Source organism: Mycobacterium sp. (assembly GCF_052145595.1).
Taxonomy (GTDB): Bacteria; Actinomycetota; Actinomycetes; order Mycobacteriales; family Mycobacteriaceae; genus Mycobacterium.
On sequence record NZ_JBKQOI010000231.1, the window covers coordinates 1 to 25251 of the forward strand.

A 25251-nucleotide genomic window follows, 5' to 3' on the forward strand; every position below is an offset into this window, starting at 1 on the left:
AACCTGTCGACGATTTCGCCGGCAAACACCGCGGGGATGTCCTCGACCCCAGCGGCATCGAACCAGTCGAAAAAGACCCGTGATCGGATCAGCTCCACGATCGGCTCACGGCTGTGCACTCCGATCATCACCAGAACGCGGCCGTAGTCGTGGGTGGAGGTGTAGACCAGCACGTGGTGGGCACCGATGTCGGCGAGCGCGGCTTTTCGGCGTTCGAGCAGCGGCCACACCCGCGTCGGATCGGGGACGCGGTAGTCCGACGCGATCACCATCGAGTGGATGTCACCGTTATTCAACGGAGCTGGTCCTTCATCACTTTCCCGGTGGCATTGAGCGGCAGCTCGTCGAGAAACTGGATGGATCTCGGCGCTTTGAATCCTGCCATCATCTCCCGGCACCACGCCAGCAAATCGTCTTCCGAAACCGTGGTTTTGGTGACCACAAAGGCCTTACCCACCTGGCCCAGCCGATCGTCGGGAACTCCGATGACGGCGGCTTGCGCCACCGCGGGGTGCTCAAGCAGGAACCCCTCGATCTCGGCGGGGTAGGCGTTGAACCCGCCCACGATGAACATGTCCTTCTTGCGCCCGTCAATCCTCAGCCGACCCGCCGCATCCAGCCTGCCCAGATCACCGGTGTGCAGCCAACCGTCGCCATCGATCGCCAAGGCGGTCGCGGCCGGATCGTCGAGATAGCCATCCATGACGTTGTATCCGCGGACCAGGACTTCCCCGTCGTCAGCGATGCGCACCTCAACCCCCTCGCATGGCAGGCCCGCGGTGGTAGCCACGTCCTCAAAGGAATCACCGGGTCGAGACAAGGTTACGTTGCCGGCCTCGGTAAGCCCGTAACCGGTCATCAACGTCTGGAACGGCAGTTCGCCGTGTACGCGACGCACCAGTTCGACGGGGATGTCGGCGGCGCCGGTCACCCCTGCCCGCAACGTAGACAGTTTGGACTTGTCGCCAACCGTGAGTAACGAGTGGTACAGCGTCGGCGGGCCGGGCAGCATCGTGATGCGTTCGCGTTCAATGAGATCCACCACCGCATCGACGTCGAAAACCGCGACCGGCAGCATCGTCGCTCCGCGTAGAAAAGAGGTGACGAGTCCCGCTTTCAAGCCGAAGGTGTGGAAGTACGGGTTGATCTGCAGGTAGCGGTCACCCTGGCGCAGATCCGCAAGGGTCGCCCACTCCTCGTACATTCGCAGCGTTTGGCGATGGTTCATCATCGCGCCCTTCGGCCGGCCCGTCGTGCCCGAGGTGAAGATGATGTCCGAGACGTCGGCCCCGCTCACCGGCCGCTCGAACGGGGAACCGCCGGAGAGGAAGTCGGATTTCAGATCGATGACCGGTATCCCCGCCGGCGCGGTGTAGTCCCGCCCCAGAAATCCCTTCTGGACCAGGACGGCCTTGGCCCCGCTGCGGGCAATGATGTCGCCCGCTTCGTCGGTCTTGAACCGCGTATTCACCGGCACTAGCACGCTGCCCGCGGTGAGCAGCCCGAAAGCCGCGACTATCCACTCCACCGAGTTGGGCGCCCAGATGGCGACCCGTTCGCCCTTGTCGATCCCGAGGTCCGCGAATGCGCCTGCAGCGCAACGTATTCGCTCGACAATCTGGGTGAAAGTGAAGCGCAGCGGACCGTCGACAATCGCTTCCGCGTCGCCGAAGCGGTCCGCCGCGCTCAGGACCATCTCGGGGATGGTCCGCCACGGCAGCGGGTCCGTCACACGGAGACGAGCCGGGCGAGGTTGCCGCCCATGATCTTTGCCTGATCCTCGACGGGCAGGTGCTGCAGCGCGTTGATGTAGAAGGTCGGCTCCGCCAGCCCTTCCGGGTGCGGCCAGTCCGAGCCGTACAGCACCTGATCCACACCGACGAGGTTGACCAGATCGTCGATGCCATCCTCGAAGAACGGGCTCACGTGGATGCGGTTCTTGATCATCTCGACGGGGTCGCTCGGGAAAGCTTCCGGGGCCTTCCGGTAGACCTCGGCCAGGCCGTCCAGCAGCGGGAGCATCCACTTCGAACCGGCCTCGACGATGGCCACCTTCAGCTTCGGGTGGCGGTAAAGCGCGCCGTGGATAACCCAGGACCCCACCGAGTCCTGGATCGGCCGCCACTCGTTGAGGATGCCCATCGCATTGGTTTGGAACGGCAGCATCTCCTGGTCGGCACCGTCCCACTCGGAGGTGTACCGGGAATAGCCGCTGTCGCTGGAGTGCATCCCGACCAGCAGGTCGTACTCGACGACCCGCTCCCAGAACGGGTCGAACTCGGGCAGCGCGAACGACCGGGGTCCGCGAAATCCGGGCACCGGCGCCGGGCGGACCAGGATGCAACGCGCACCGCGCTTGACCGCCCACTCCAGCTCCTCGATCGCCTTCTCGACGATCGGCAGGGTGATGACCGGGGTGGTGAAGATCCGATTCTGGTAGTTGAAGCCCCAGACCTCATCGAGCCACTGGTTCAGCGCATGGACCAGGACGTGGATGGCGACCGGGTCGTCGCGCAGCCGCTCCTCGAGCAGGCTGGCCAGCGTCGGGAACATCAGGGTGCGGTCCAGACCCAGCTCGTTCATCTGCTCCAGGCGCGGGCCGGGCTCGAAGAACGCCGGAATCGCGCGCATCGGCTCACCGAACAGCTCGCGCTTGGTCTTGCCGTCCGGGTTGCCGAACTTGAAGTACTCCTCCCAGGCGCCGGGCCGGGCGACGACCTCGAAGGTCGGGTTGGGAATGTAGTTGCTGATCTGGCCGCGGATCGCGATCTTGGTGCGACCGTTGACCTGCACGTACTGGACGAAGTCCTTGTACTCCTTGGGCAGGAACTTGGTCAGCGCCTCCGGCGGCTCGTAGAGATGATTATCCGCGTCAAAGAGCGGGAACGGAACGTCCTCCCGATGCGACAACTGCCCCATGAAATCCTCCTTCGCAATTTGTGAGAATACTATTCTCTTGAGGTGGCCCACCGCAACGTGTCCCCACCCAACAGGGTCGGCTAAGGCGCGGTCAGCAGTTCACGACGATTTTGAAGGTGGCGGTAGCCGGTTCACCGGGTTTGTCGGTCTTATAGCCGTTGGCGGTACCGCTGACGGTGAATTTGTCACCGGTCATGCTCATGTCGGCGTTGCCGCCGTCTCCCCGGGAGTACATGCCGGTGAAACCACCCAGGTTCTGGATATGCACCGACTCGGCGGTCGCCGGCTGCGCTCCCTCGTCAATGACAACCTTGGCTCCGGCAAAATCGCCGCCGATGTCGATCGTTCGAGTCCACTGCAACTGACCGCATTTCACGACGTGGAAATTCGTGTCGTTACCGTTGACGGCCACCGACGCCGTGCTAGAGAGTTGGATTGATGGTCGCGACGTGCACGCCCCAAGCAGAGCGATGGCGAGCGCCGCAGCGACCACCACGATTCGGTTCCGCACCGGATCACCTCCATCGCCGCTGACGAAAGTCTGGGCCTGCAGCGATGTTATTCTCGCGAAAAGAGAATGCCAATATCGGGGCCCTTGTCCGAGGAGCAATAACGCATGCTCGACCTAGAGATCGACGATGGTTTGGCGGTGTTGACCATTGATCGCCCTCACGCACGCAATGCCATCGCGCTAGACACCATGGAGCAGCTGGAAAAAGCGCTCGATGCGGCGGCGGGAGCCAAAGCCCTGGTCATCAAGGGTGCCGGTGATCGGGCCTTCGTGTCAGGCGGCGACCTCAAGGAGCTGAGTGCGCTGCGGACCGAAGAGGACGCCGCGGCGATGGCGAAGCGGATGCGGTCGATCTGCGATCAGCTGGCGAACTTCCGCGCTCCGGTCATCGCCGCGCTGAACGGGCACGCCTTCGGCGGCGGCGCCGAAATCGCTGTCGCCGCCGACATCCGGGTCGCTGCCGACGACATCAAGATTGCGTTCAATCAGGTGGAGCTGGAGATCATGCCGGCCTGGGGCGGCGCCGAGCGACTGGCCGCGCTCGTCGGCAAGAGCAGGGCGCTTCTGTTGGCCGGTACCGGAACCGCGTTGACCGCGGTCGATGCCGAACGGATCGGATTGGTGGACAAGGTGTTGCCCCGCGCCTCCTTCGACTCACCCGCCGAGGGATGGCGCTCGATCGCGAAGTCGCTGGCTCGTCCCCCGGCGACCGAGATAAAGCGCTTAATCCGCGGTGCTTCGCCTGATGAGGCGATAGCATCCTTTGCACGGTTGTGGGTTGCCGACGCACATTGGCGAGCCGCGGAGCGGGTGATGAACCGCAGCGCCAGTGCGCGCCAGGCAACCGGAGGAGCGACATGACAGGCGTGTACAGGCTGTTGAGCGCCGGCTCGGCGATTGTGTTGGTCGGGGCCGGTTTAGTTGTGAGCACCGCACGGGCCCATGCCGACCCGATCATGCATCACGTCAAGTACACCGTCAGCGCGCAGAACCCGATCTACACCGACATCTATTACCTGGACCACCAGCCGGACAAATTTTCCGACTACAGCCACAACCCCTACTCGTTCACACCGCACGTCGATGTCGATCTCGGCCCAGGCAAGCCGTGGAGCTTCGATCTGGATATGTCGAACCCCGACGATTACGCGATGGTCGTGGCGAGCACGGGCACGGAGCCCGGCACGCCGGGGCTTCACTGTGATCTGGCGGTAGACGGAGCCGTCGTCGTATCCAAGGATGGCCCCAAAGGCGTGCTTTGCTCGCTGCGGAACTGGTGAACCACCCAGGTCTGCGGGATACCTTCGATGGGTTGCGGCTCGCCCTCCAATCGGCGCAGATAACTCTCGACCAGCTCCAGGGTTTCGGCATGGCCGCCGGAAATGCCGACCGCCTGCTCGAGCACCAGAAACCGCGACAGGCTGGTCATCAGTACTGTCCAGACCACCGGCGACACGTCCTCGTTTTCCGCGCCGTAGCGCTGCAGCGCGGCAGCCACCGCTTTGCGCTGTTCTTCGCGAAAACGTTCGGCGTAGTAAGCGATTTCGGCCCGCATGTCTTTGCGGTGATTGGCCAGCGCCATGAATTCCATCGAGATCTGAGTAAACGCGGGATCGGTCCCGAACCGCCACACCGCCCACAACGGCTGGTCCGACTGCAGCGCTTGCGCGTGCACCTCGAGCGCTTCTTCGGCGCGGCGGCGGAAGACCTCGAGGAACAACTCCTCCATGGTGCGGAAGTAGTAGTGCACCAGCTGGGGTTTCAATCCCGCCTTGTGCGCGAGACGACGCGACGTCACCGCGGCGTAGCCCTCTTCGATCATCAATTGCTCGGCCGCGTCGAGCAGCAGGACGCGATTCTTCGCGTCCGGCGCCCCGATCCTGCGGGCCGATGTCATGCCCCTGCTCCGTACTCTCTGCGCTGCCGTGCCGACCACTCGGATCGTATCGTGGCACGGCGTTGCGACCTTGACCCTGACATAACGACCATGCTAAGCAGGTGCTCAGCATATTCTCGATCTCGACATTGGGCGGCGGTAGCGCTTGCCGCCGAACACCAACGGTAAACCCAGCCCAGGAAGACGCAACCCGATGAGCAACTACGAGTCGATCGACTTCTTCACCGATCCGTCTCTGGTCCCCGATCCGCACCCTTACTTCGACTACCTGCGCAGCCAAAACCCGGTGTTACGCCTGCCGCACCACGGGGTCGTCGCCGTCACCGGATACGAAGAGGCCACCGAGATCTACAAGGATCCTGAGACGTTCTCCAACATCGTCGCGCTGGGCGGGCCGTTTCCGCCGCTGCCCTTCCAACCCGAGGGCGGCGACATCAGCGCACTGATCAACGAGCACCGCAGCTACTTTCCGATGAACGAGCACATGGTCACCATGGACCCACCGGACCACACCAAGGCCCGGTCGGTGCTGGCCAAGCTGCTGACCCCGAGCCGGCTGAAGCAGAACGAGGAGTTCATGTGGCGCCTCGCCGACCGCCAGCTCGACGAGTTCCTGCACAACGGCGAGTGCGAATTCATCGCCGAATACTCCAAGCCGTTCGCCACGCTGGTGATCGCCGACCTGCTCGGCGTGCCGGAGGACGACCACAAGGAGTTCCGGGTCGTGCTCGGCGCCGACCGCCCCGAGGCGCGCGTCGGTGCCCTGGACCACGAGTCGGTCGGAATCAATCCGCTGGAGTGGCTCGACGAGAAGTTCTGCAACTACATCGAGGACCGCCGGCGCGAACCGCGCGGCGACGTGCTGACCTTCCTCGCGGAAGCGAAATATCCGGACGGATCGACACCCGAGGTGATCGATGTGGTCCGCTCGGCCACCTTCCTTTTCGCCGCTGGACAGGAGACTACGGCCAAGCTGCTCAGCGCCGCGTTGCAGGCGCTCGGCGACCGGCCCGAAGTACAGCAACAGCTGCGCGACGACCGCAGCCTGATTCCCGGGTTCATCGAGGAATCGTTGCGCATGGAGAGCCCGGTCAAGAGCGACTCACGACTAACCGTCCGGGACACCAACATCGGTGGTGTCGACCTCCCCGCCGGGACCGTGGTGATGGTGCTACCGGGTGCCGCTAACCGCGACCCCCGCCGGTTCGAGAACCCGCACGAGTTCGACATCCGCCGCAAGAACGTCCGCGAGCACATGGCGTTTGCCCGCGGGGTCCACTCGTGCCCGGGCGGACCGCTCGCCCGCGTGGAGGGCCGGGTTTCGATCGAACGCATTCTGGACCGGATGCCGCACATCGAAATCAACGAAGCCCATCACGGGCCGGCCGCCGAGCGCCGCTACACCTACGAGCCGACGTACATCCTGCGGGGCTTGAGCGAACTGCACCTGGCGTTCACGACCGCGGATGCGGTCGCGCCCGTGGGCTGAACTCCGACCTCACCGGCCGGATCTACCGCATCTGCATCCCGATGAAGTAGGTGCCGAGCAGGCTTGCTCCGATGAGGATGACCCAGGCGTCTGTCAGACGGCACAGCACGACAGGCGCCTGCCTGACTTCCATGAACTCGCGAAAAATGATGCGTACCTTGATGAGTGCGATCACGATAACGCTCAAGGTGACCACCACGCTGGGCCTTGCCGACCCGTCGACCGAGTGGTCTATCCACAGGTAGCCAAGCGTGAGCGACGCCAGCATCACCCAGACAAGCATTAGCCTTTTGTTGAATTTCAATTCTCACCTCACCACGTACAGCAGCGCAAAGATGAGCACCCATAGGAAATCCACGGTGTGCCAATAGGTAGCGCAGGTTTCGACGATCTCCTGAGATCTTCGCGCCGGACTCCGGAGCTGGTAGACGATGACACCGAGGACGACGAAGCCGATCAGCAGATGGACAAAATGGATCCCGGTGAGGAAGAAGTAGTACATGAAGAAGTCGTTGCTGTCCAGGCCATTACCCATACCGACCAGCCGGACCCACTCCAATACCTTGAAGAAGAGGAACACAGCGGCGAATGCGGCCGTGATGAAGACGTCCCTGAGCGCCGCCCGGTAAGCGCCGGCGCGAGAAGACTGCACACACCGCGCGACCGACCAGGAACTCAACAACAATACCAAGGTGTTGGCGACCCCGATGCGAAGGTCAAGCTGCGCCTGAGAGTGCAGGAAAAGCTCGGGGCTGCGGGCGCGGTGGAACAGGTAGAAGCCGAAATACGCGGTGAATACCAGTGTCTCGAATAAGACGAAGGCCCACATGTCCGGTTGGCCCGGGACGAACCTGGCACGCTTGCCCTTGTCGGCTAGATCGGTCATTGCGCAACAGCCTTTTTCCGCGGCAGGTCCGGCAGCGGACCGGTACCGAAGTCTTCGCGCCTGATCATCTGAAACAGCATGACAATGAACGTGATTTGGTAGACGCCGAACACGACCATGTCCAGCCACCAAGCGATCTCGCCGTCCCATGCAAACACCCCACGCCGGAAGATCCAGCAGGGCGCCACGACGACCTCGGTCAGCGCGTTGCACAGGTTGAGATAGCCGAACCACTTGGGGAACACCCGATTCTTGTCGAGCAGAATCGCGACCATCCAGATCAGCGAGCCGATCAGGAAGACCCCCATGGTCCCGTCAAAAGACAAGAAGGCGAAGTCGTAGAGCCAACCAATCGCTTCGGGGTCGCGCTCTGGTCGCAGCGTCCCGACGATCAGCGCGATGTTGAGCAGCAGCATGCCGGGAACCGCACTGAGCGAGTAGATGATCAGATACGAATACGCGAACGCCCGGCTGACCGACATGCGTCGCATCGAATACGCGATGAGGGCATTGTTTATCGCGATCATACCGCTGATGGCGAAGATGATGCCGAAACCAAGAGGTATGCCTAGGTGGCGTTCCTGGAACCAGTGGACCTGCGTCGCGAGGTCCCAGGTGGGCTCCGGCGGGGGCTGGACTTGCGCCACGATGAAGAACACTGGGAAGAACAAGTTGTAAAAGACGACCATCGTCCACCAGGCCAACCACAGTTCTCGTTTGGGGTTGTGCCGCATATGCCAGGCAATACGGCGATGCAGCGGCCCAGAGGGAGGCGCGGCCGGGGACGTCGGCGGTGTGATCACCGCGCTCATGCGTTGACCAGTTCTTCGCCGCGCCCGCGGTTCTCGGCGCGATCCCGATAAATGGCTCGTCCCAACACAACGCCCATCACGACGATCCAGGCCGCGATGGCAACGTTTTTCACCCAAAACGACAGGAAGCCGTCCCACGCCAGCGGGCCGGTCAATGAGACTCCGACAAAGGCCGCGGGCACCAATGCGGCCGCCACCAGAAGGTTGAAGTGGGCCACCCAACGGCTGAATACAGGGCGGGGCTGATCGTCGAAATAGATTGCCAGGGCGAGGATCACGCTCTGGCCGATCAGGAAGGGGACGAGGATGGTGAAGGTGATCCAGCCGAAATCGTTGAGCAGCTGCGTCAGCTCCGGACTGCGCTCGGGGCGGAAGGCGGCCAACAGCCAGCAGACGTTGGCGACGAGAAACAACGTCGGACCGCCGGCCACGCAACCCAGCATCGCGTAGGAGAAAATCGGCGTCCGATGCGCCATTCTGCGGATCTGCAGCACGATCAGAGCCAGAATCGGGACGAGGCACACGCCGAACCAGTTGAACACGATCATGCTGTAGCGGATCTCCGGGACGCGCGCCGGGTCGCGGTAGAACGTGGCCACCTGCTCGGCCGACATGCTTGGTGACATAGGCGGATTGAAACCCGGAAACAGGAAGAAGCAGGCGACCCAGATGGTCACCGTCGCCGGCAAGGTCCACAACAGGATCAGCTCGCCGTCGGTTCGTCTGCGCGTCCCCGGGCGGGCATCGCTGTGGCCGATGTCGGACATCGTGGCTCCTTCGCTGCGACGGCGTAACTACACGCGGCTAGTCAGCGAAGCTAGCCGATCGGCTAGCCATGGTCAATACCCATCGTCTAGTCTCGGTGTGTGACAACAGCACGACAGCCGGTCGCCGACGGGCGGTTGCGGGTCGTCCAGCACAGCGCGGCCCGGACGCGGGTACTCGATGCCGCGTTGGATCTGTTCGCCACACACGGTGTCAGCGGTACGTCGCTGCAGATGATCGCTGACGCCGTCGGTGTAACGAAAGCTGCTGTCTACCATCAATTCCGGACTAAAGAACAGATCGTCATCGCAGTCACCGAGCGCGAACTCGGCCGGCTCGAGCCGGCGCTCGAGGAGGCCGAAGCATACGACGACGGGCCTCAAGCACGAGATGCCTTGTTGGTGCGCGTGATTGAGATGGCCGTTCGCGACCGCCGGTTGGTGCGCACGCTGCAATTCGATCCCGTCGTCGTCCGGTTGCTGGCCGAGCACAAGCCGTTTCAGGTTTTCATGGACCGTCTGTACCAGGTGCTGCTGAGCGATGCGGGTCTCGACGGGCGGATCGAGGCCGCAATGTTCTCCGGCGCGCTCAGCACCGCGGTCATGCATCCGCTGGTTGCCGACATCGACGACGACACATTGCTCGCTCGGGTTACCGATTTGAGCCGGCGCCTGCTCGGTCTGCCTCGGGAAGCCCACGACTGACCGATGTGCCATCGTGCTAAACGCAAACGGTGCGGCTACGTGTCGGCGCGGATCCAGCTCAAAATGCCGTCGTGGGCATAACAGATTAGGAACAGGCCATCAGGCGACTGCGCGACGTAGTTCTGGTAATTCTCGCAGGCGGCGCCTTCGTCCTTGACTCCCGCCATTGGAGGTGACCGGAACCATCGCGGCTGGTATCTCCTCGGCGAGCCGCAGAACATCAGCCGTCCGGGCTCCGAGGCGAAAGAAACGTACCCGTCGGCGACACCGAAGGCGTAGTAGCTGGTGTTGTCGCACGGCGCGCCTAAAACCTGATGCGGCATGATGCCCGGGGTGCAGGCGGGGTAGTCGCAGACGGTCGGCCCGGCCGAGGATGGCGGCGCCGTCAGCACACTGCCGCCGAGCAACGCGGCAGCCATTGCCACGATGAATCGCACCCAATTACTGTGCCACACCTGAAAAGAAAATTCTCCTGGTTGGAGAGGATCACCTGAACCAAACAGCCGTCGGCGCCGGGCCACGCCGACGCCGCTTCGCCCCGTCCCCCGGCGAGCGAGCATTTCCGCATGTGAGGGCCACGAAGGCAGCTGCCCGATGACAGCGTTGAGGCCTGGGCCGAAGTGATAAGCTCCTTCTCCGTGCACGATCCGGAGGGGCCTGACACCGAGCATCGTGATGACCCGGCGGACGTGATCGATCCCGACGAATCACAGTCGCGCTCAGGGGTCGACCCCGGCGCCGTAGCGCCCGTCTCGGAAGTGGATGCAGAAGACGAAGTTGCCAAGGCTGAAGCGCGCGCCGAGGCGGCTCGGGCACGCCTCTTAAGGCTGCGCGGGGCAGCCGAAACCGGGGACGCGGATGACGACGCAGGTTCCCAAGATGTCGAGCAGCGCCCCGCGAAGTCGGCCCGGGCACGACTACGGTTGCCGCGGCGTCCCGGGCGACCACGGTGGCTGCGCCGCCCAGGGCGGAAAACAATAGCTGCTGGCGTCGGCGTTGTGCTCGCCTCCACTTCCCTCGGCGCGAGCGGTTACATGGTGTGGCAGCACCGAATCATGGTGCACAAACGGCAGCTCGTCGCCGAGTTCACTGCAGCGGCCCGGCAAGACGTCACGGCGCTGATGTCGATTGACCCCAACCACGCCAAGGAGCACTACCAGCGCCTCATCGACGACTCCACGGGCAACCTCAAGAGCCAAATCACAGTGATGTCAGCCCTCATGGCCAAGCAGGCGGAGGACTCCAAGGTCAGCACCAATGTCACCGTGGAAGCCGCCGCCGTCGAGTCGTTGAGCGACAATTCGGGAGTCGTGCTTGTGGCGGCGAAATCCGATGCCACTGGGCCGGATAACGCCAAACCGCCAGCGGCAGTGTGGCGGCTGAGCGTCAGTTTGGACCGCGACGGCGGTCAGCTCAAAATGTCGAAATTCGATTTCCTGCAATGACTGTCGAGCATGGCTCGTCGCTGGACGGCATGGAAACCACACCGTCCGACGAGATGGGCTCGTCACCCGCTTCCCCGGAATCGGCTCGCACCAACGGACTGGCCACGATCAATCGCTGGATCCGCCGGTGTTTGGCGAGGTGGCGTTCAATAGTCGCGACAGTGTTGGTCGTTACCGCGGTGGGCGTCGCTGCCGGTTTGTTCTTCATGCTGTACCGGCCGGATCAGCAAGTCGGCGACGCGGCGCAACACCGGGCAATCCAGGCGGCGTCGGACGGTTCCGTGGCGGTGCTGTCGTACGCTGCCGACAACCTGGACCGTGATTTCGCGAAGGCGAAGTCATATCTCACCGGTGATTTTCTTGCCTACTACACCAAGTTCACGGAACAGATCGCGGCGATGGCACAGCAGAAGCACGTCACGCAGACAGCCCAGGTGGTTCGGGCCGCGGTTTCAGAGTTGCACCCGGATTCAGCCGTTGTGCTGGTGTTCATCAACCAGACCGCCACCAGCAAGGAGAAGCCAGAACCGCAGGTAACCGCGAGCAGCGCCCAGGTGACATTGACCAAGGTCAAGGGTTCCTGGCTGATCTCGAAGTTGGATCCGCTGTCGTAACCGCTGCCATTTTTGAGTCAATCGGTACCCGGTCGGTGGCGCCAGTGTTATTCTCATCGCGCGAGAACGCCGCTTGCGTCGAGGAGCACCTGATGCGTTCAGTTAGAACACTCACCACCGCAACGCTGGTCGCTGCCACTGTATTCGGCGGTTTGGGCACGGCATCCATAGCCCGGGCAACAACCAAGGAAGAAGTGGCTGTCAACGGGACGTTCCGCGCCACGTCCATCGGCGATTGGGCCCAGAGGAATGATCAGTATTTCGGCGAGCCGACGGTCGTCAGCACATGGACCATCAGCTCGTCGTGCGAGACGTTTCAGGAATGCCACGGCACGGTAACCAGCGACCAGGGATGGAGCGCGCCCCTATATATGAATGATGGGGAGATGTGGAAGGTCAAACGCGACGTGCCGAACTGGGAGCGGTGCGAGGACGGTACCGCGTACAGCGGACAGCAGACCTTCTATTTCTATCCAGTGAACGACTACGGTGGATATCAACTCGGGTCGGCGACCTACGCCGGAAAGGACAAGACGGTCGGGCCGAGCGGCGCCTGCGGGCAAAACGAGTGGCTTGATATCACGATGCCGCTGCGCCTGGACAGGTTGAGCTGACCGGGCGTTCGTAGCTTTATTGCTCCGCTCCTTCTCAGACCGCTTCGCGGCCTGCATCGCTGCGGGCGGCTTCAGGTGGGAAGCATGTCCTGCCACGTCTTGGGCGCTTTCGGGGGAACGAGATCCGACTGCTGGTACAGCTTCCCGTCCGGAGCGACATAACGACCCGTATGCGGGTCGTACCGGGCGATCGTGACGGACGGCACCCGCTTACCGGCCCCACCACCGAATGAGCTTGGAGCAGCCTGCGGGCCTCCGCCGCCGGCCGTGTCGGCTGGTGTGGGATCGGGAGGAGTGGGCGGTGCGGGCGCGGCGGGTGGCGGGGGAAGTTCCGCCGGTGAAGGGACGTCGAGTGGCGCTATGGGCGGAAGTTCAGCCGACATTCCCGACATAGGCGCCCGCGGCGGGGGGCCCGACGACGGCACCGGCGGAACAGCCGCTCCCACCGTGCCAGGTGGTGGATTTTCTCCGCGCGGGCCCGCGGGTGTGCCGCGCGGCACCGCCCCCGGCGGCAGCGGCGTACCCTCGACCGGGCCGAAGGTTCTGTCGTTGACGGTAACCCGGTCATCGGGCGGGACGCCTTGGGCGAGCAGGTTCGGATCCAGTGGGTAGGGACCGATGACGTGCTGTTTCATCGCCAGCGGCATGTAGGGCTTGTCGCTGTTGCAGATTTCGACGGTGGGCGCGCGCTTGCCCGGGTGACCCATGCAGGGGTAGTTGCGGGCACCGCGAACCCCCATCGGTGAATCCTGCGGGAGTTTGCAATACAACCCGTCCGGTGTGTCGATGTCGGTGAGGTCGTCCGGGGATCGCCAGGTGTTGGGTGGCATGAAGCCGACCGTGCAAATAGGCGGATCGTCGATCGTGAGTGCGAAGTCGCCTTGGGCCGTACCCTCGGGATGGTTTTCCGCCTGGGCGGCCTGCTCGATAGCAACCGACGACGGCAGCAACACCAGCAGCTGCTCCAGCGAGGGGTGGTAGGTGACGCCGATCTGCCCGATGGTGGTCAGGTTGGCCAGCAAAACCGGCAGCGTCGGTTTGATTTGTTCGAGAAGCCGAGACGCTTCGTTCGCAGCCTCAGGACCGTTTTGCAGGATGGTGCGGAAGTGGGAATCGTTGTTCACCAACACATCCGAAATTCCGGCGAAGCTACGTGCCCACGTCCTGATCGAATCGGTGGTGCGTGCCTGGGTATCCAACAGCGGCCCGGTGTCTTCGGTGAGGGCTCGGGTGCGATCGACGACGCCGTTGGCGTCTCGGGACACCGTCTCTGAGGAATCGATCAGTGACCCCAGGTCGTAACCGGAACCGTTGAAGCCCTGGAACGATTCGTCGAGCAACTGGCCGAGTTTGGTCTTCGGGATGCTGTTGACCAAGGCGCTGACCTGATCGAGCATCGGCCCGACCGGTTGCGGAATCGTCGTGTCGCGCACGGCGATGACCGAACCGTCGTGCAGGTAGGGCGGCGAATCGGTTTTGGGTCGCAAGTCCACGTACTGTTCACCCACCGCGGAGATACTGAGCACCTCCGCTGTCAGGTCCGCGGGGACCTTCGGTGAAGTGCTAAGCGACAGCGTCGCTTTCGCGCCGGTCGGCGTCAAACCCACCGAGGTGACCTTACCGAGCTGAACCCCACGGTAGGTCACGTTGGAAAACTGGTAGAGGCCGCCGGTGGCCGGCAGCTCCAGCGTCACCGTGATACGACCGATGCCCAGCAGCGTCGGCGCTTGGATGTAGAAGAGGACCATCGCGATCACGCCAATGGTCCCGACGACCGTGAAAATCGCCAGCTGGATCCGAACGAAGCGCGTCAGCATCTATCCACCGCCTTCCGTCGGTGCGGGTGCCGGCGGCGACGATTGACCAAGACCCGCGTCAGGCGCCGGTGCCGCAGGCGGCGGAGGCCCGGGCAGCGGGTCACCTACCACCGGTACCGGTCCCGGAGCGACCCACGGTGGCCTCACGGGGTCATGCATCGGATCGTGCGTGTACTGCAAGTAATACGGGTCCCCGGGCTCCGGTACCAACGGCTCGTCCAGCTGCCCCCAGTGGGTCCCCAACAGCAGTCCCCGCTTGAGCCGTGGAATCGACAGGTCCAGATCGACATGGAGGTTGAAGTAGTCGCCTCGGACCGCTCGGTCGACGAAGTTCTGGGTGAACGGGAACACGAACGCGGCCGCGACCGCCGTGCTCAACTCCGGTCCGACGTCGGCGAGCGCGCGGATGGTCGGCTCCAGGTTTTTGAGATTCTTGACCAGGTCGGCCTGAGAGTCGTTGACCAACCGGGTGGCGGTGTTGCTGAACACGCGAAGTTTGTCCAGGGCGGCCGTCAGCCGCGGCCGCTCCTTGATCAGCACATCGAGCGCGGGCGGTATCTTCTGCAGCGCCTGGGTGAGAACGTCGCGTTGGTCGGCGAATGTGCCGGCAAGCCGGTTCAGCGCCTGGATGGAGTCGACGATGTTGTCCCGCTGATCGTCCAATGTTCCGACGAACGTGTCGAGGCGAGTAATCAGGTCACGTACGGCGCCCTCGCGCCCGGACAGGGCGGCGGAGAAATTGTGGATGATCTCCCCGATCTGTCCCAGTCCCCCGCCATTGACGACCGCTCCCAGCGACGACAGCGTCTGCTCTGTCGACGGGTAGACCGATGACCGACTGAGCGGGATGGTGGCGCCCGGCTGCAGCCGTCCGCTTCCCTGCTGGCCGAGCGGCGTATTGAGCTCCACATGCATCGACCCCAGCAGGCTGGTCTGACCGACGGTGGCTACCACGTTGGCCGGGACGACGACATCGCGCTTTACCGAGATCTCGACGTCGGCGTGCCAGCCTTGCACCCGCATCGTGCCGACACTGCCGACTACGACATCGTCGATCATCACCGGCGAATTCGACTCCATCGTCCCGACATTCGGGAGCTCGACGTGGTAGATGTTGGCCCCCGGCCCGCGTCCGACCGCGCCGGGCAGCGGTAGCGAATTCAGGCCGTGGAATGCGCATCCCGTCGCCGTCATCACCACGCAACAGCCGATGGCGAACACCCGCCGAGCGAAGCCTGATGGCCCAGCTCCTCCTCGGGCCGAGCGCCCGCATCGTCGCAGGGCCGACACCCGGGCGATCATTGCTGTGGCCCTTCGGCCGGCAACAGCATCCCTGACACGCTGGGCGCCGGGGGCGGTGGTGGTGGCATCGGTGTGGACGGCGGGGGCGGCAGCGGCATCGCCGCGCCCGGTATCGCCGAGGGTGGCACCGCCCCCGGCGGCCCCACGGGATCACCGGGCAGACCGGTGTAGGCCGACACCGCGGGCGGGATCTCGGGTGGCCCGGGTTTCGGGCCCTCGCCGCCGGGTGCCAGGCGCGGTTCGGTGTAGAGGATCTTGGACGGGTCCATCGACTTCTGCAGGAAGATGTTGATGGGAATCGGCAGGCTGTTGTAGTTGAGCACCCGCAACCCGGGACCGAGGAACAGCGAGCACAGCTTGCCCGATTCAACCGCGGTGACGTTCTCGATGGCGCCGAGTGCCGTGCACCCGGGCACGGGCACCGGGAGCAGCAAACCTGAAAACGTGGAATTCGCGAAGTTCGGGATCCCGAACCCGCCCACGATGGTTCCGGTGTCGGCGGTGTAGTCGTTGAAGAAGTTGCCGAACGCGTTCGGCGCGGTGTGCAGAATGTTTTCCAGAGCCATGTGCTTATCGACCAGAATCTGCGTGACATCGGCCAACCGGGCAATCTGCTCGCTGGTCTGGTTGCGAGTCCCGGCGATGAAGCGCTGCACCTCGCCGACCGCCGTCGACAGATCGGTCAGCGCCGCGTCCAGGTCGGATTTGCTGTCGTTGACCACGCTGGTGAGCGTGGCCAGGCGGTCGTTGAACTGCATGATCTGGACGTTGCTGTCGCGCAGCGCGCCGACGAAGGTCTGCAGGTTTTTGATGATGTCGACGATGTTGCCGCTACCGTTGGCGAGGATGCGTCCGACCCCTGACAGTTGACCGAGTGTTTGCCGCAGCTTGTCGCCGTTGCCGTCGAGCGCATTGGCGGCGCTGTCGATGAACCGGCCCACCGACGTGCCCGATACACCACTCTTGGGTCCCAAATCCGTTGCCAGCCGCATCAACTGGGTTTTGACCTCGTCCCACTCGACCGGCACTGCGGTCCGTTCGACCGGTATAACTGCGCCATCGTGCATGACCGGCCCACTATCTCGATAGGCCGGTGAGAGCTGGACGTAGCGGGCGGACACCAGGTTCGGGGCGACGATAACCGCCTTCGCGTCCGCCGGAATGGGCACGCCGTGGTCGACCTTGAGGGTCATCTTGGCCTGTGTGCCCTGCGGCTGAATGGATTTGATGTTGCCGACTTTGACCCCCGATACCCGCACCTCGTCGTTGGGATAGATCGCGGTGGCGGTGGTGAAATAGGCGGTAATCGTCTGTTGGCCGTAGAAGGTATTACGGACGAGCACGGCAGCGCCGGCAACGATGAGCCCGACCAGGACGACCGCCGCCACGGCCGCCAGCCGCTTGCGGGGGATCATTGTGATCCTCCGATCCTGCCGCCCAACGTGCAGGCAGGGCATACCGGAATACCGTTGTAGGGCCAGGGAGTCAGCGACCGAGGTACCGGCGAAGGATAGCCAGGACCGCGAGCCGTGTCGAAGGTGCGGAATCCCCAGAGGTAGTCGATGATCGGTTGGAAGAGTTGCGGGGCAAGGAAGTTCGGGACGAACGCCTGATAGGCGTACATGCTGGAGATGCCCTCACCGACCGTGATCGCGAATTTGGCGAGGCCCGGTAGCGCTTTGCTGATGTTGTCGCGGTTCTTTTCCAGCATCGCGGTCACCGAATTCAGCCTCTCCAGCGTCGGTGCCAATTTGCTTTCGTTGTCGTGCACCAATGCCGTCAGCTGTTTGGCCACCGCCGACGTGTTGGCCAGCAGGTCCACGATTTCTTGTCGGCGCGCCACCAGCACTTGGAGCAGAGTGTCAGAGTTGAGGATGAGTTTGTTGACCTGCTGGCTGCGTTCGGAAAGTATCCCGGTGACGTCGCCGGCACTCTTGAATAGGTCGCCTAGGTTCTTGTTGCGGCTGTTGAGGGTGCGTGATAATCGGGTGAGTGCGTCGAAGGCCGGCCCCATTTGGGGTGCGATCTGGTCGAGCGTCGCCGACAGCGTGTCCAACGACTGGTTCAGCGCCGTGGTGTTGGTCCCCGCAGTGTCCGATGTCAAGTCGCTGACCGCTTCCGTCAGCGAGTACGGCGAAGACGTGCGCGAGACGGGAATGAGAGCCATCGGATGCAGCGTGCCGCTGCCGGCGGACTCCAACGTCAGCATCCGCTCGCCCAGCAGTGAGCCGGTGCGGATGTGCGCGGTGGTCTCCGACCCGAGCAGGATGTTGCCCTTCGTCGCGAACGTCACCAGCGCATCGCCGTGGCGCAGCTTCACATCCGACACCGTGCCGACCTTCATCCCCGACACCGTCACGGGGTTGCCCGCCGCAAGGCCGCCGGCCTCCGTAAACAGCGCCTGGTACCTGACCATCGTCGCCCACGAAATGAACCGGTCGGGCGACAGGCCCACCAGGATGACCATCACCGCCAGGACGACGCCGATGAGTCCGGCCTTGACAAGCCCAGCTCCGCGATACTTGAGCATCAGGGTTCCGTGCACCTTCCAGCATCTGACCTAAATATGGGGGCCCTCACCGTCTTGCCCTGAAGATCCGTGCCGCGTATCTCCAACATGCAGAGGAAGTACGGGATGGTGGAGCCGTCTACGCCGAGTCGAACCAGCTTGCGGTAGTTCTTTGGCGCCTTCGCGATTGCGGCGTCGAGGCGGTCCTTGTCGTTGTCGAGTATCGGCGCCAGCCGATTCAACTGGTCTATCGTGCCGGACAGCGGCGGCCGCGCGCTGCTCAGCAGATCCGCCAGCGAGGCGGTTCCCTTGTCGAGGGCATCTATGGCGGACCCGATGGTGTCGCGGTCGTCCGAGAGCCCGCTGACAAGCCGTTCCAGGCGATCGATTGCGCCGGAGAACTTAGTGCCGTCCTTGGAGATCGTGCCGACCACGATGTTGAGGTTGTCGATCAGTTGCTGCACGGTTTGATCGTTGTCGGCCAAGGCGTTCGAAAACGACGTCGTCTTGGCGAACAGCGACTCGAGAGTCCCGCCTTGCCCCTGGAAGACCTGCAACAGTCCTGAGGTCAGCGCGTTGACATCGCGCGCATTCAGGCCCTGAGTAACGGGTTTCAGTCCGCCGAGCAGCAGATCGAGGTCAAGCGCCGGCGCGGTGCGATCGACGGGAATCTGACCGCCGGCCGGCAGATGCTTGGTCGAGCCCGGACCATCGACGAGCTCGAGGTAGCGATCGCCCACCAGGTTGAGGTAGCGGACCGCCGCCCTGGTGCCCTCGGTGAGGACGACGTTGCGGTCGGCGTCGAACTTCACCACAACTTTTTTGTCCGGCTGCAGCGAAACGCTGTCGACCGTGCCCACCCGGATCCCGGCGACCCGCACCGATTGCCCCGGCTTCAGACGCGACACGTCGGTGAACACCGCCGAATACCCGGTCGTCGCACCCGTCCGGTACTGGCCGAAGATGAAGAACAGGAAGGCGGTCAGCATCGCCATCACGACCGTGAAGATCGCGAACTTGATCAGCGTGGCGCGCGTTCTCATCCGGGTTGTCCGACCTGAACGGGGTTGCGCGGTGGGCCGGCGATCGGCCCGTACAACAGCTGTTTGAGGAGATCGGAGTTGATCAGCAGCTGTGGGTTTCCGTATCCCACCGGGTCGGCGCCGATATCTGTAATCAGCTGCGGCGGATTCGTGTTGAACGGCAGCGCCGGCAGACCCACGCAGCGGGGGCCGCCCGTCGCTGCAACCTTGGGCAGGTTCGTCGGATACCGATAACGTTCGCCGCCCCACGTGAGGCTCGCCGATATGTTGATGCTCGGTTCCGACAACGGCGAACCGTGCCCTATCTTTATCAGCCCGCCGAAACCGCAGGTGAACACCTCGTGGTACTCGTTGGTCAGATCGGTGGTCGGCACCAGCAGATGCAACACATTCGTCAGCGGTTCGCGGTTTGTCGACAAGACGTCGTTGCCGATGTCGGCCAAGCCGATCGCGCTGATCAGCAATGCATCCAGGTTGTGCTGCTCATCGACAAGCGTCTTGCTGATACGGGTCGCGTTAGCCGCGGTCTTCACCAGGTTCGGTGCCGCGTCGGCATAGGCGTTGGACACCGCCGGCAAGACCGCAAGGTCGTGCCTGAATGCGGGAAGGCTCGGCTCCAGCCTGGCCAGAAACGAATCCAAGTCGCTCAGCGCCTGGCCAAGCTGTGGGCCCCGACCACTGAACGCTTGTGCCAGCGCACCCAGTGACTCGTTGAGCTTCGGCGGGTCGATCTGCGCCAGAACCGACACCAGTTGCTGGAACACGGTGTTGATTTCGACCATGACGTGCTGGCCCTGCAGCGTCTGGCCACCGTGGAGGCGCTGCGCCGAGGGTTGGTCAGGTGGTACCAGCTGGATGGACTTCGCGCCGAACACCGTCGATGACGCGATGTCGACGAGCACGTTGCCGGGAATGAAGTGCAACTGCGACGGGTCCATCGCCAAGTGAATGGCCGCTTGGCCGTTGGGCAGCGATTCGACCGAGGCGACCTTACCGACCTGCACGCCGCGCATCTTGACCTTGGCGTCCGGGTTCATGACCAGGCCGGCGCGTTGCGAGATCACGGTCACCGGCACGGTTTCGGTGAAGGAGCCCTGAAACAGACCCACCGCCAAGGCGAAAATCAAGCAGATGATGACGACAGTGGTCAGTCCGAGCAGGGGTGGCAGGTAATTCCGTCCAGCCGGCGGCCGGGCATGGCCGGTGCGCGCGGGTCGGCCGGCGACCGCGCCGCGACCCGCTGGGACACTCTGCGTCACTGCCGTTCCACCTCCTCTGCTAACCGGACAGGTTGAAGTTGCCGTTCGTACCGTAAATAGAGAGCGAGACCAACAGCGTTACCGAGACCACGACGATGAGCGAGGTGCGCACCGCGTTACCGGTCGCGTGCCCGACACCGGCCGGCCCCCCCGAAGCGAAATAGCCGTAGTAGGTGTGGATCAGCAGGATGGTGAGCGCCATCAAGATGGCCTGTAGGAACGACCACAACAAGTCGATCGGGTTCAGGAACGTGTTGAAGTAGTGCTGGTACAAACCCTGCGACTGCCCGAGCAAGAACGTCGTGGTGAACTGACTGGCCACGAACGACAGGATTACGGCGATGCTGTACAACGGCGTGATAGCGATCATTCCCGCCAGGATCCTGGTGCTCACCAAATAGGCAACCGGCCGAATGGCCATGCTCTCCAACGCATCGATTTCTTCGTTGATCCGCATGGCACCCAGCTGGGCAGTCACCCCGGCGCCGAAGGTGGCCGCCAGACCGATCCCGGCGACCACCGGTGCCGCGATACGCACGTTGATGAACGCGGACAGAAAGCCCGTCAGCGCCTCGATGCCGATATTGCCCAGCGAGGTGTAACCCTGAATGGCCAGTGTGCCGCCCGCCGCCAGCGTCAGGAAGCCGACGATCACAACGGTTCCGCCAATCATCGCCAAAGTGCCCGCGCCCATGCTGATCTCGGCAATCAGTCGAACGACTTCGCGCGTGTAATGGGTAGCTGCGAAGGGCACTCCGGCGAGCGCTTTACCGTAAAACCGGGTATGGTCGCCGATCCGACCCAACGAGGCGACCGGCCTCTCGAATTGGCGGCTCAATCGCGGATATACGGCCCTCAGCGCCATTGGCAGCCCCTACTTCGCTGTCATCTTGATGCCAATCGCGGTGACGACCACGTTGACGACGAACAGGGACATGAAGGCATAAACCACGGTTTCGTTCACCGCGTTGCCAACAGCCTTAGCGCCCCCGCCGGTGATCGACAGGCCCCGATAGCAGGCGACCAAACCGGCGATGAGGCCGAAAAGGGCTGCCTTGACGCACGAAATGATCACCTCGGGCACGCCGGTGAGCAAGGTGATACCCGCGGCGAACGCGCCGGGATTGACGTCTTGCACAAATACCGAAAAGACGTAGCCGCCAAGGACGCCGATGATGACAACGAGGCTGTTGAGCAAAAAGGCAACCAATCCTGAAGCCAGCATGCGCGGTGTGACTAACCGTTGCACCGGGTTGATGCCCAGCACCTCCATCGCGTCGATTTCTTCGCGAATTGTTCGCGCCCCCAGGTCCGCACACATTGCCGTTGCACCCGCGCCCGCCACGATCAAAACCGTGACCAGCGGACCGAGCTGGGTGACTGCACCGAACGCGGCACCCGCACCAGATAGATCCGCCGCGCCCAGTTCGCGCAGGAGGATGTTGAGCGTGAAGCTGACGAGGACGGTAAACGGGATTGCTACCAACAAGGTGGGAGCCAGCGCCACCCGCGCGACAAACCAGGACTGCTCCAAGAACTCCCGCCACTGGAACGGCCGGCGGAACACGAACTTGACCGCGTCGGCCGACATTGCGAACAATGCTCCCACCGCTTGCATGGGTCCGGAGAGGTCCCATTTCAGTTTCAGCGCGGGCAATCCCGTTGACCAGCGGTCGGCGCTCTTATCTGCCATCGGCTTCAGCTCCTTGCGGCATCACGAGACCGGTAGTCTGAAAAATCGGCCGAGGCGCCCGTCGCAGATGCTTGCCGCCGACGGCGAAATACGTAGCGGGCAACCACATTCCGGACTCTATCTCCGGCGTGACGACGCCTACCATCCTCACGCCAGTCCTCCGTTCTGTTGCGTGAGTTGGCGCTCCAAAACACGGCCGACCGAACTGGGCCCCACGTCTTGAAGCGTCCGGCGATTATGACTCATGCCGCGTCCAGGTGGAGCGGAAAACGAATAACCGTTATCGAATAGTCGAAAGCCAGGTCGCCCCGGCGCGGCGGGTCGACAGAAGCGAAGTTCGGTTCAAACATTGACAGCTCCGGTGTTAGGTGACGGCGCCGGCCGTCTTGAGTTCGATGATGCGGTCCCAGTCGAGTCCGAGTTCCATCAGGATCTCGTCGGTCTGCTCGGCGAATCCGGGCGCCGGGCCGGCGTGCGGGGCTGTGAGGTCGAACTGAACCGGGTTGGCGACCAACTCGAGTTCGCCTGCTCGAACCATGTACTCGTTGGCGCGGATCTGCGCGTCGTCGGCCGCCTGCAGGGTGTCCTGCACCGGCGCCCATGGCCCGGCCAGCGTCGCAAAGCGTTCGCTCCACTCGGCAAGAGTGCGGGTTGCGATGACCTTGGTCAAGGTCTCCACCGCATCTGGTGTGTTGGCGGCGATTTTCTCAACGGTGGCGAAGCGGGGATCGTCGGCTAGCTCCGGCAGGTCGACGTGCCGGCACACGTCAGCCCAGAACTTGGTGGGCTGCATCATCACGAAGGAGATGTAGCGGCCATCGGACGTCGTGTACAGCCCCACCAACGGGTTGTTGGGGGCGCCGTGTACACCGGGCGGTGGCGCTTCCAGGCGCTGGCCCAGATGCTTTGTCAGCGCCACGGTGTGTCCCATCGACCACAGGCCGCTGCCCAGCAGTGAGACATCGACGACGGACGGTTCGCCGGTGCGTTCGCGTTTGAGCAACGCCGCCGCGATGCCGCCGGCGAGGTTGGTGCCCGAGATGGTGTCGCCGTACGCCGGTCCGGGCGGCGCGATCATGCCGGGCATCCCCACCGGGGTGATGGTGGCGGCGGTTCCGGCCCGGCACCAGAAGGCGGTCATGTCGTAGCCGCCTTTGGTGGCCTCTTCACCGCGCGGGCCGAGCGCACTTCCGCGGGCGTAGATGATCGACGGGTTCACCGCTCGAATGTCGTCGACGTCGATGCCGAACTTCTGCCGGGCATCGGGCAGAAAACTGGTCAGGAACACATCGGACCGGCGGGCCAGCTCGTAGAGCACCTCCTTGCCCTCGGGTACCGACATATCCAGCCCAATGCTGCGCTTGCCGCGGTTGGCGTGTTCGATGTTGGGGTTGGGGTCGCCTTCGACGCGCAGCATGCCGGTCTGCCGGAGCCCGCGTTGCGGGTCCCCGGTCACGGCGTGCTCGACCTTGACCACGTCGGCGCCCCATTCGACCAGCACGGCACCCGCCGACGGGACGAACCCGTACATCGCGACCTCGAGAACGCGGATGCCCTCCAATGGCCTCATTTGTTGTCTCCCACCGAGGGGAAGGTCTGGTCGGCGGTGACGAGTCGGCCGTCGATCAACAGCCGGCGGTCTACCTGTGACGCCGGCGCGGCATCCGCGATGGTCTCTGCCGTGTCCTGCGCAGGCATTCCGTGTCCCCCTAATGTGGTGACGGTCACGATAATTTCATTCTCTTCCCCGGCGAATTTTACATTCGGGTCTCGATAATTCAAGAAAGTCTCAGGAATGAGATCGACCTGCTGACCGCCGGCGCTATCGTTCAGGCGTTGCGGCGCTGGGCCTCTCGGTGCAGGCCTGGCGCGGTTTCGCGGCTGTGTTGCACGCGACTCCGGGCCGAGAGTAGGGTTCTCATAATTGCAAGGGAGATTCTTTGTGACTGAGACGGCCACATTTGGGGCGGCGGCGTCCATGGTGGTAGGGACGTGAAGACCGCAGTTGTCACCGGTGGTGGCTCCGGCATCGGTCTGGCCGTCGCGCAGCGCCTGCGTGCCGACGGCCTTGATGTCGCGGCCATCGACCTCAAACCGTCCGACTCCGATTTCGCTTTCACCGCCGACGTGACCGACCGGGCGCAGGTAGATGCCGCGCTGTCGGCGATCCGCGCCCGGCTGGGACCGGTGACGGTGCTGGTCAACGCCGCGGGCCTGGACGGGTTCAAGCGCTTCAGCAACATCACGTTCGAGGACTGGCAGCGGGTGATCGACGTCAACCTCAACGGGGTCTTCCACGTGATCCAGGCGGTGCTGCCCGACATGGTCGAGGCCGGCTGGGGACGGATCGTCAACATATCGTCGTCGAGCACGCACTCCGGCGCGCCGTACATGTCCCACTATGTGGCGGCCAAGTCCGCGGTCAACGGGCTCACCAAGTCGCTGGCGCTCGAGTACGGGCCCAGCGGCATCACGGTCAATGCCGTGCCGCCCGGTTTCATCGACACCCCGATGCTGCGCAGCGCCGAGAAACACGGATACCTCGGCGACATCGAGCAAACCATCGCCCGGACCCCGGTGCGCCGGATGGGCAAGCCGGAAGACATCGCGGCGGCCTGCGCCTTTCTGGCATCCGAGGAAGCCGGCTACATCACCGGCCAGATACTGGGCGTCAACGGCGGTCGGAACACCTGAGTATTGAGCCGCAAGAACCCAAAGAGGAGACACCGTGAAGGTCTGGGTTGATCCGGAACGCTGCCAGGGCCACACCCTGTGTTCGATGATTGCTCCGGATTCGTTCCAGCTCAGCGACATCGACGGCAGTTCGTCGGCCATCGACGAAGTGGTGCCGGCCGATCAGGAGGACAAGGTTCGCGAAGCCGCTCAATCGTGTCCGGAACAAGCCATCATCATCACGGACGAATCGTAAAGGGAGACAGTACGTTGAGTGTCGACGACGTCGTCAGCGAGAG

General features: G+C 63.5%; 28 protein-coding genes and 1 pseudogene. 9 read left to right on the top strand and 20 right to left on the bottom strand.

The window, feature by feature from the left end; all coding sequences use genetic code 11:
- The 4 genes and pseudogenes from ACLP4W_RS20550 to ACLP4W_RS20565 form a co-directional block, all read right to left on the bottom strand.
- Window positions 1-296: pseudogene (locus ACLP4W_RS20550) on the bottom strand (fatty-acid--CoA ligase); the annotation flags it as partial.
- Window positions 293-1696 (bottom strand): FadD3 family acyl-CoA ligase, encoded by a 1404-nt coding sequence (locus ACLP4W_RS20555; RefSeq protein ID WP_442389128.1) that lies wholly within the window; start codon window positions 1694-1696, stop codon window positions 293-295. The gene ACLP4W_RS20555 and the pseudogene ACLP4W_RS20550, both read right to left, overlap by 4 nt.
- A 32-nt stretch (window positions 1697-1728) precedes the next feature.
- Window positions 1729-2919 (bottom strand): amidohydrolase family protein, encoded by a 1191-nt coding sequence (locus tag ACLP4W_RS20560; RefSeq protein WP_442389087.1) that lies wholly within the window; start codon window positions 2917-2919, stop codon window positions 1729-1731.
- A gap of 91 nt (window positions 2920-3010) precedes the next feature.
- Window positions 3011-3430, bottom strand: coding sequence for a lipoprotein LpqH (locus ACLP4W_RS20565; protein ID WP_442389089.1), 420 nt, complete (start codon window positions 3428-3430; stop codon window positions 3011-3013).
- 105 nt (window positions 3431-3535) lie between these two features.
- On the opposite strand from ACLP4W_RS20565, the gene ACLP4W_RS20570 reads away from it, so the two are divergent.
- Together ACLP4W_RS20570 and ACLP4W_RS20575 are read left to right on the top strand one after the other, a co-directional pair.
- Window positions 3536-4291, top strand: a complete 756-nt coding sequence (locus ACLP4W_RS20570; RefSeq protein ID WP_442389091.1) for an enoyl-CoA hydratase/isomerase family protein — start codon at window positions 3536-3538, stop codon at window positions 4289-4291.
- 95 nt (window positions 4292-4386) lie between these two features.
- Complete coding sequence (locus ACLP4W_RS20575; RefSeq protein WP_442389130.1) at window positions 4387-4710, top strand: hypothetical protein; 324 nt, start codon at window positions 4387-4389, stop codon at window positions 4708-4710.
- Here ACLP4W_RS20575 and ACLP4W_RS20580 read toward each other — a convergent pair.
- Window positions 4626-5327 carry a TetR/AcrR family transcriptional regulator gene (locus ACLP4W_RS20580; RefSeq protein ID WP_442389093.1) on the bottom strand — a complete coding sequence of 234 codons (702 nt, stop codon included), beginning with the start codon at window positions 5325-5327 and terminating at the stop codon, window positions 4626-4628. The two genes, ACLP4W_RS20575 and ACLP4W_RS20580, sit on opposite strands and share 85 nt — an antisense overlap.
- A 193-nt stretch (window positions 5328-5520) precedes the next feature.
- Between ACLP4W_RS20580 and ACLP4W_RS20585 the strand changes: the two genes are divergently transcribed.
- Window positions 5521-6816, top strand: a complete 1296-nt coding sequence (locus ACLP4W_RS20585; RefSeq protein WP_442389095.1) for a cytochrome P450 — start codon at window positions 5521-5523, stop codon at window positions 6814-6816.
- A 22-nt stretch (window positions 6817-6838) separates the two neighbouring features.
- Here the strand turns inward: ACLP4W_RS20585 and ACLP4W_RS20590 are convergent, their stop codons facing one another.
- Genes ACLP4W_RS20590 through ACLP4W_RS20605 form a run of 4 tightly spaced genes read right to left on the bottom strand, consistent with a single transcriptional unit; the run spans window position 6839 to window position 9281 of the window.
- The gene (locus ACLP4W_RS20590) at window positions 6839-7099 is read right to left on the bottom strand and encodes a cytochrome C oxidase subunit IV family protein (protein ID WP_442389132.1); all 261 of its coding nucleotides are present in this window, start codon (window positions 7097-7099) and stop codon (window positions 6839-6841) included.
- Window positions 7100-7123: 24 nt separating this feature from the next.
- Window positions 7124-7702 (bottom strand): cytochrome c oxidase subunit 3, encoded by a 579-nt coding sequence (locus tag ACLP4W_RS20595; RefSeq protein WP_442389097.1) that lies wholly within the window; start codon window positions 7700-7702, stop codon window positions 7124-7126.
- Entirely contained in the window at window positions 7699-8514 is an 816-nt protein-coding gene (locus tag ACLP4W_RS20600) for a hypothetical protein (RefSeq protein WP_442389099.1), read from the bottom strand. Before ACLP4W_RS20600 ends, ACLP4W_RS20595 begins: the two co-directional genes overlap by 4 nt.
- Window positions 8511-9281 carry a hypothetical protein gene (locus tag ACLP4W_RS20605; RefSeq protein ID WP_442389101.1) on the bottom strand — a complete coding sequence of 257 codons (771 nt, stop codon included), beginning with the start codon at window positions 9279-9281 and terminating at the stop codon, window positions 8511-8513. The genes ACLP4W_RS20600 and ACLP4W_RS20605 overlap by 4 nt, the downstream gene beginning before the upstream one ends.
- A 99-nt stretch (window positions 9282-9380) precedes the next feature.
- Here ACLP4W_RS20605 and ACLP4W_RS20610 point away from each other — a divergent pair, with 99 nt between their 5' ends.
- Window positions 9381-9983 (top strand): TetR/AcrR family transcriptional regulator, encoded by a 603-nt coding sequence (locus ACLP4W_RS20610; RefSeq protein ID WP_442389102.1) that lies wholly within the window; start codon window positions 9381-9383, stop codon window positions 9981-9983.
- A gap of 35 nt (window positions 9984-10018) precedes the next feature.
- On the opposite strand, the gene ACLP4W_RS20615 is transcribed toward ACLP4W_RS20610, so the two are convergent.
- Complete coding sequence (locus tag ACLP4W_RS20615; RefSeq protein WP_442389134.1) at window positions 10019-10402, bottom strand: hypothetical protein; 384 nt, start codon at window positions 10400-10402, stop codon at window positions 10019-10021.
- A gap of 270 nt (window positions 10403-10672) precedes the next feature.
- On the opposite strand from ACLP4W_RS20615, the gene ACLP4W_RS20620 reads away from it, so the two are divergent.
- The 3 genes from ACLP4W_RS20620 to ACLP4W_RS20630 all read left to right on the top strand — a co-directional run bounded on the left by ACLP4W_RS20620 (window position 10673) and on the right by ACLP4W_RS20630 (window position 12656).
- On the top strand, window positions 10673-11428 hold the full coding sequence (locus ACLP4W_RS20620) for a hypothetical protein (protein WP_442389136.1): 756 nt from the start codon (window positions 10673-10675) through the stop codon (window positions 11426-11428).
- Window positions 11425-12042 (top strand): hypothetical protein, encoded by a 618-nt coding sequence (locus ACLP4W_RS20625; protein WP_442389104.1) that lies wholly within the window; start codon window positions 11425-11427, stop codon window positions 12040-12042. Before ACLP4W_RS20620 ends, ACLP4W_RS20625 begins: the two co-directional genes overlap by 4 nt.
- Before the next feature lie 92 nt (window positions 12043-12134).
- Window positions 12135-12656 carry a hypothetical protein gene (locus tag ACLP4W_RS20630; protein WP_442389137.1) on the top strand — a complete coding sequence of 174 codons (522 nt, stop codon included), beginning with the start codon at window positions 12135-12137 and terminating at the stop codon, window positions 12654-12656.
- 71 nt (window positions 12657-12727) lie between these two features.
- On the opposite strand, the gene ACLP4W_RS20635 is transcribed toward ACLP4W_RS20630, so the two are convergent.
- From ACLP4W_RS20635 to ACLP4W_RS20680, 10 genes are all read right to left on the bottom strand, one after another.
- Window positions 12728-14473 (bottom strand): MCE family protein, encoded by a 1746-nt coding sequence (locus ACLP4W_RS20635; RefSeq protein ID WP_442389106.1) that lies wholly within the window; start codon window positions 14471-14473, stop codon window positions 12728-12730.
- Complete coding sequence (locus tag ACLP4W_RS20640; RefSeq protein ID WP_442389108.1) at window positions 14474-15694, bottom strand: MCE family protein; 1221 nt, start codon at window positions 15692-15694, stop codon at window positions 14474-14476.
- 77 nt (window positions 15695-15771) lie between these two features.
- Window positions 15772-17190 carry an MCE family protein gene (locus ACLP4W_RS20645; RefSeq protein ID WP_442389110.1) on the bottom strand — a complete coding sequence of 473 codons (1419 nt, stop codon included), beginning with the start codon at window positions 17188-17190 and terminating at the stop codon, window positions 15772-15774.
- Window positions 17187-18305: an MCE family protein gene (locus ACLP4W_RS20650; RefSeq protein ID WP_442389112.1), complete on the bottom strand. Its 1119-nt coding sequence runs from the start codon at window positions 18303-18305 to the stop codon at window positions 17187-17189. The genes ACLP4W_RS20645 and ACLP4W_RS20650 overlap by 4 nt, the downstream gene beginning before the upstream one ends.
- Window positions 18305-19327: an MCE family protein gene (locus ACLP4W_RS20655; RefSeq protein ID WP_442389114.1), complete on the bottom strand. Its 1023-nt coding sequence runs from the start codon at window positions 19325-19327 to the stop codon at window positions 18305-18307. The genes ACLP4W_RS20650 and ACLP4W_RS20655 overlap by 1 nt, the downstream gene beginning before the upstream one ends.
- Window positions 19324-20586 carry an MCE family protein gene (locus ACLP4W_RS20660; RefSeq protein WP_442389116.1) on the bottom strand — a complete coding sequence of 421 codons (1263 nt, stop codon included), beginning with the start codon at window positions 20584-20586 and terminating at the stop codon, window positions 19324-19326. The genes ACLP4W_RS20655 and ACLP4W_RS20660 overlap by 4 nt, the downstream gene beginning before the upstream one ends.
- 19 nt (window positions 20587-20605) lie before the next feature.
- On the bottom strand, window positions 20606-21451 hold the full coding sequence (locus ACLP4W_RS20665; protein ID WP_442389118.1) for an ABC transporter permease: 846 nt from the start codon (window positions 21449-21451) through the stop codon (window positions 20606-20608).
- Between the two features lie 9 nt (window positions 21452-21460).
- A complete protein-coding gene (locus tag ACLP4W_RS20670) occupies window positions 21461-22279 on the bottom strand; it encodes an MlaE family ABC transporter permease (protein ID WP_442389120.1) in 819 nt (272 codons plus the stop codon).
- A gap of 364 nt (window positions 22280-22643) precedes the next feature.
- Window positions 22644-23849: a CaiB/BaiF CoA transferase family protein gene (locus tag ACLP4W_RS20675; protein WP_442389122.1), complete on the bottom strand. Its 1206-nt coding sequence runs from the start codon at window positions 23847-23849 to the stop codon at window positions 22644-22646.
- Window positions 23846-24007 carry a hypothetical protein gene (locus tag ACLP4W_RS20680; RefSeq protein WP_442389139.1) on the bottom strand — a complete coding sequence of 54 codons (162 nt, stop codon included), beginning with the start codon at window positions 24005-24007 and terminating at the stop codon, window positions 23846-23848. The genes ACLP4W_RS20675 and ACLP4W_RS20680 overlap by 4 nt, the downstream gene beginning before the upstream one ends.
- A 264-nt stretch (window positions 24008-24271) precedes the next feature.
- On the opposite strand from ACLP4W_RS20680, the gene ACLP4W_RS20685 reads away from it, so the two are divergent.
- Entirely contained in the window at window positions 24272-24973 is a 702-nt protein-coding gene (locus ACLP4W_RS20685; RefSeq protein WP_442389124.1) for an SDR family NAD(P)-dependent oxidoreductase, read from the top strand.
- A 34-nt stretch (window positions 24974-25007) separates the two neighbouring features.
- On the top strand, window positions 25008-25208 hold the full coding sequence (locus ACLP4W_RS20690; RefSeq protein WP_442389126.1) for a ferredoxin: 201 nt from the start codon (window positions 25008-25010) through the stop codon (window positions 25206-25208).
- Window positions 25209-25251: the final 43 nt, after the last annotated feature.

Bases quoted from the DNA above. Each gene is read 5' to 3' on its own strand.
- ACLP4W_RS20555 (WP_442389128.1), bottom strand. From the start codon at position 1,696: ATGGTCCTGAGCGCGGCGGACCGCTTCGGCGACGCGGAAGCGATTGTC.
- ACLP4W_RS20560 (WP_442389087.1), bottom strand. From the start codon at position 2,919: ATGGGGCAGTTGTCGCATCGGGAGGACGTTCCGTTCCCGCTCTTTGAC.
- ACLP4W_RS20570 (WP_442389091.1), top strand. From the start codon at position 3,536: ATGCTCGACCTAGAGATCGACGATGGTTTGGCGGTGTTGACCATTGAT.
- ACLP4W_RS20575 (WP_442389130.1), top strand. From the start codon at position 4,387: ATGCATCACGTCAAGTACACCGTCAGCGCGCAGAACCCGATCTACACC.
- ACLP4W_RS20580 (WP_442389093.1), bottom strand. From the start codon at position 5,327: ATGACATCGGCCCGCAGGATCGGGGCGCCGGACGCGAAGAATCGCGTC.
- ACLP4W_RS20585 (WP_442389095.1), top strand. From the start codon at position 5,521: ATGAGCAACTACGAGTCGATCGACTTCTTCACCGATCCGTCTCTGGTC.
- ACLP4W_RS20590 (WP_442389132.1), bottom strand. From the start codon at position 7,099: ATGCTTGTCTGGGTGATGCTGGCGTCGCTCACGCTTGGCTACCTGTGG.
- ACLP4W_RS20595 (WP_442389097.1), bottom strand. From the start codon at position 7,702: ATGACCGATCTAGCCGACAAGGGCAAGCGTGCCAGGTTCGTCCCGGGC.
- ACLP4W_RS20600 (WP_442389099.1), bottom strand. From the start codon at position 8,514: ATGAGCGCGGTGATCACACCGCCGACGTCCCCGGCCGCGCCTCCCTCT.
- ACLP4W_RS20605 (WP_442389101.1), bottom strand. From the start codon at position 9,281: ATGTCCGACATCGGCCACAGCGATGCCCGCCCGGGGACGCGCAGACGA.
- ACLP4W_RS20615 (WP_442389134.1), bottom strand. From the start codon at position 10,402: ATGGCTGCCGCGTTGCTCGGCGGCAGTGTGCTGACGGCGCCGCCATCC.
- ACLP4W_RS20625 (WP_442389104.1), top strand. From the start codon at position 11,425: ATGACTGTCGAGCATGGCTCGTCGCTGGACGGCATGGAAACCACACCG.
- ACLP4W_RS20630 (WP_442389137.1), top strand. From the start codon at position 12,135: ATGCGTTCAGTTAGAACACTCACCACCGCAACGCTGGTCGCTGCCACT.
- ACLP4W_RS20635 (WP_442389106.1), bottom strand. From the start codon at position 14,473: ATGCTGACGCGCTTCGTTCGGATCCAGCTGGCGATTTTCACGGTCGTC.
- ACLP4W_RS20645 (WP_442389110.1), bottom strand. From the start codon at position 17,190: ATGATCCCCCGCAAGCGGCTGGCGGCCGTGGCGGCGGTCGTCCTGGTC.
- ACLP4W_RS20650 (WP_442389112.1), bottom strand. From the start codon at position 18,305: ATGCTCAAGTATCGCGGAGCTGGGCTTGTCAAGGCCGGACTCATCGGC.
- ACLP4W_RS20655 (WP_442389114.1), bottom strand. From the start codon at position 19,327: ATGAGAACGCGCGCCACGCTGATCAAGTTCGCGATCTTCACGGTCGTG.
- ACLP4W_RS20665 (WP_442389118.1), bottom strand. From the start codon at position 21,451: ATGGCGCTGAGGGCCGTATATCCGCGATTGAGCCGCCAATTCGAGAGG.
- ACLP4W_RS20670 (WP_442389120.1), bottom strand. From the start codon at position 22,279: ATGGCAGATAAGAGCGCCGACCGCTGGTCAACGGGATTGCCCGCGCTG.
- ACLP4W_RS20675 (WP_442389122.1), bottom strand. From the start codon at position 23,849: ATGAGGCCATTGGAGGGCATCCGCGTTCTCGAGGTCGCGATGTACGGG.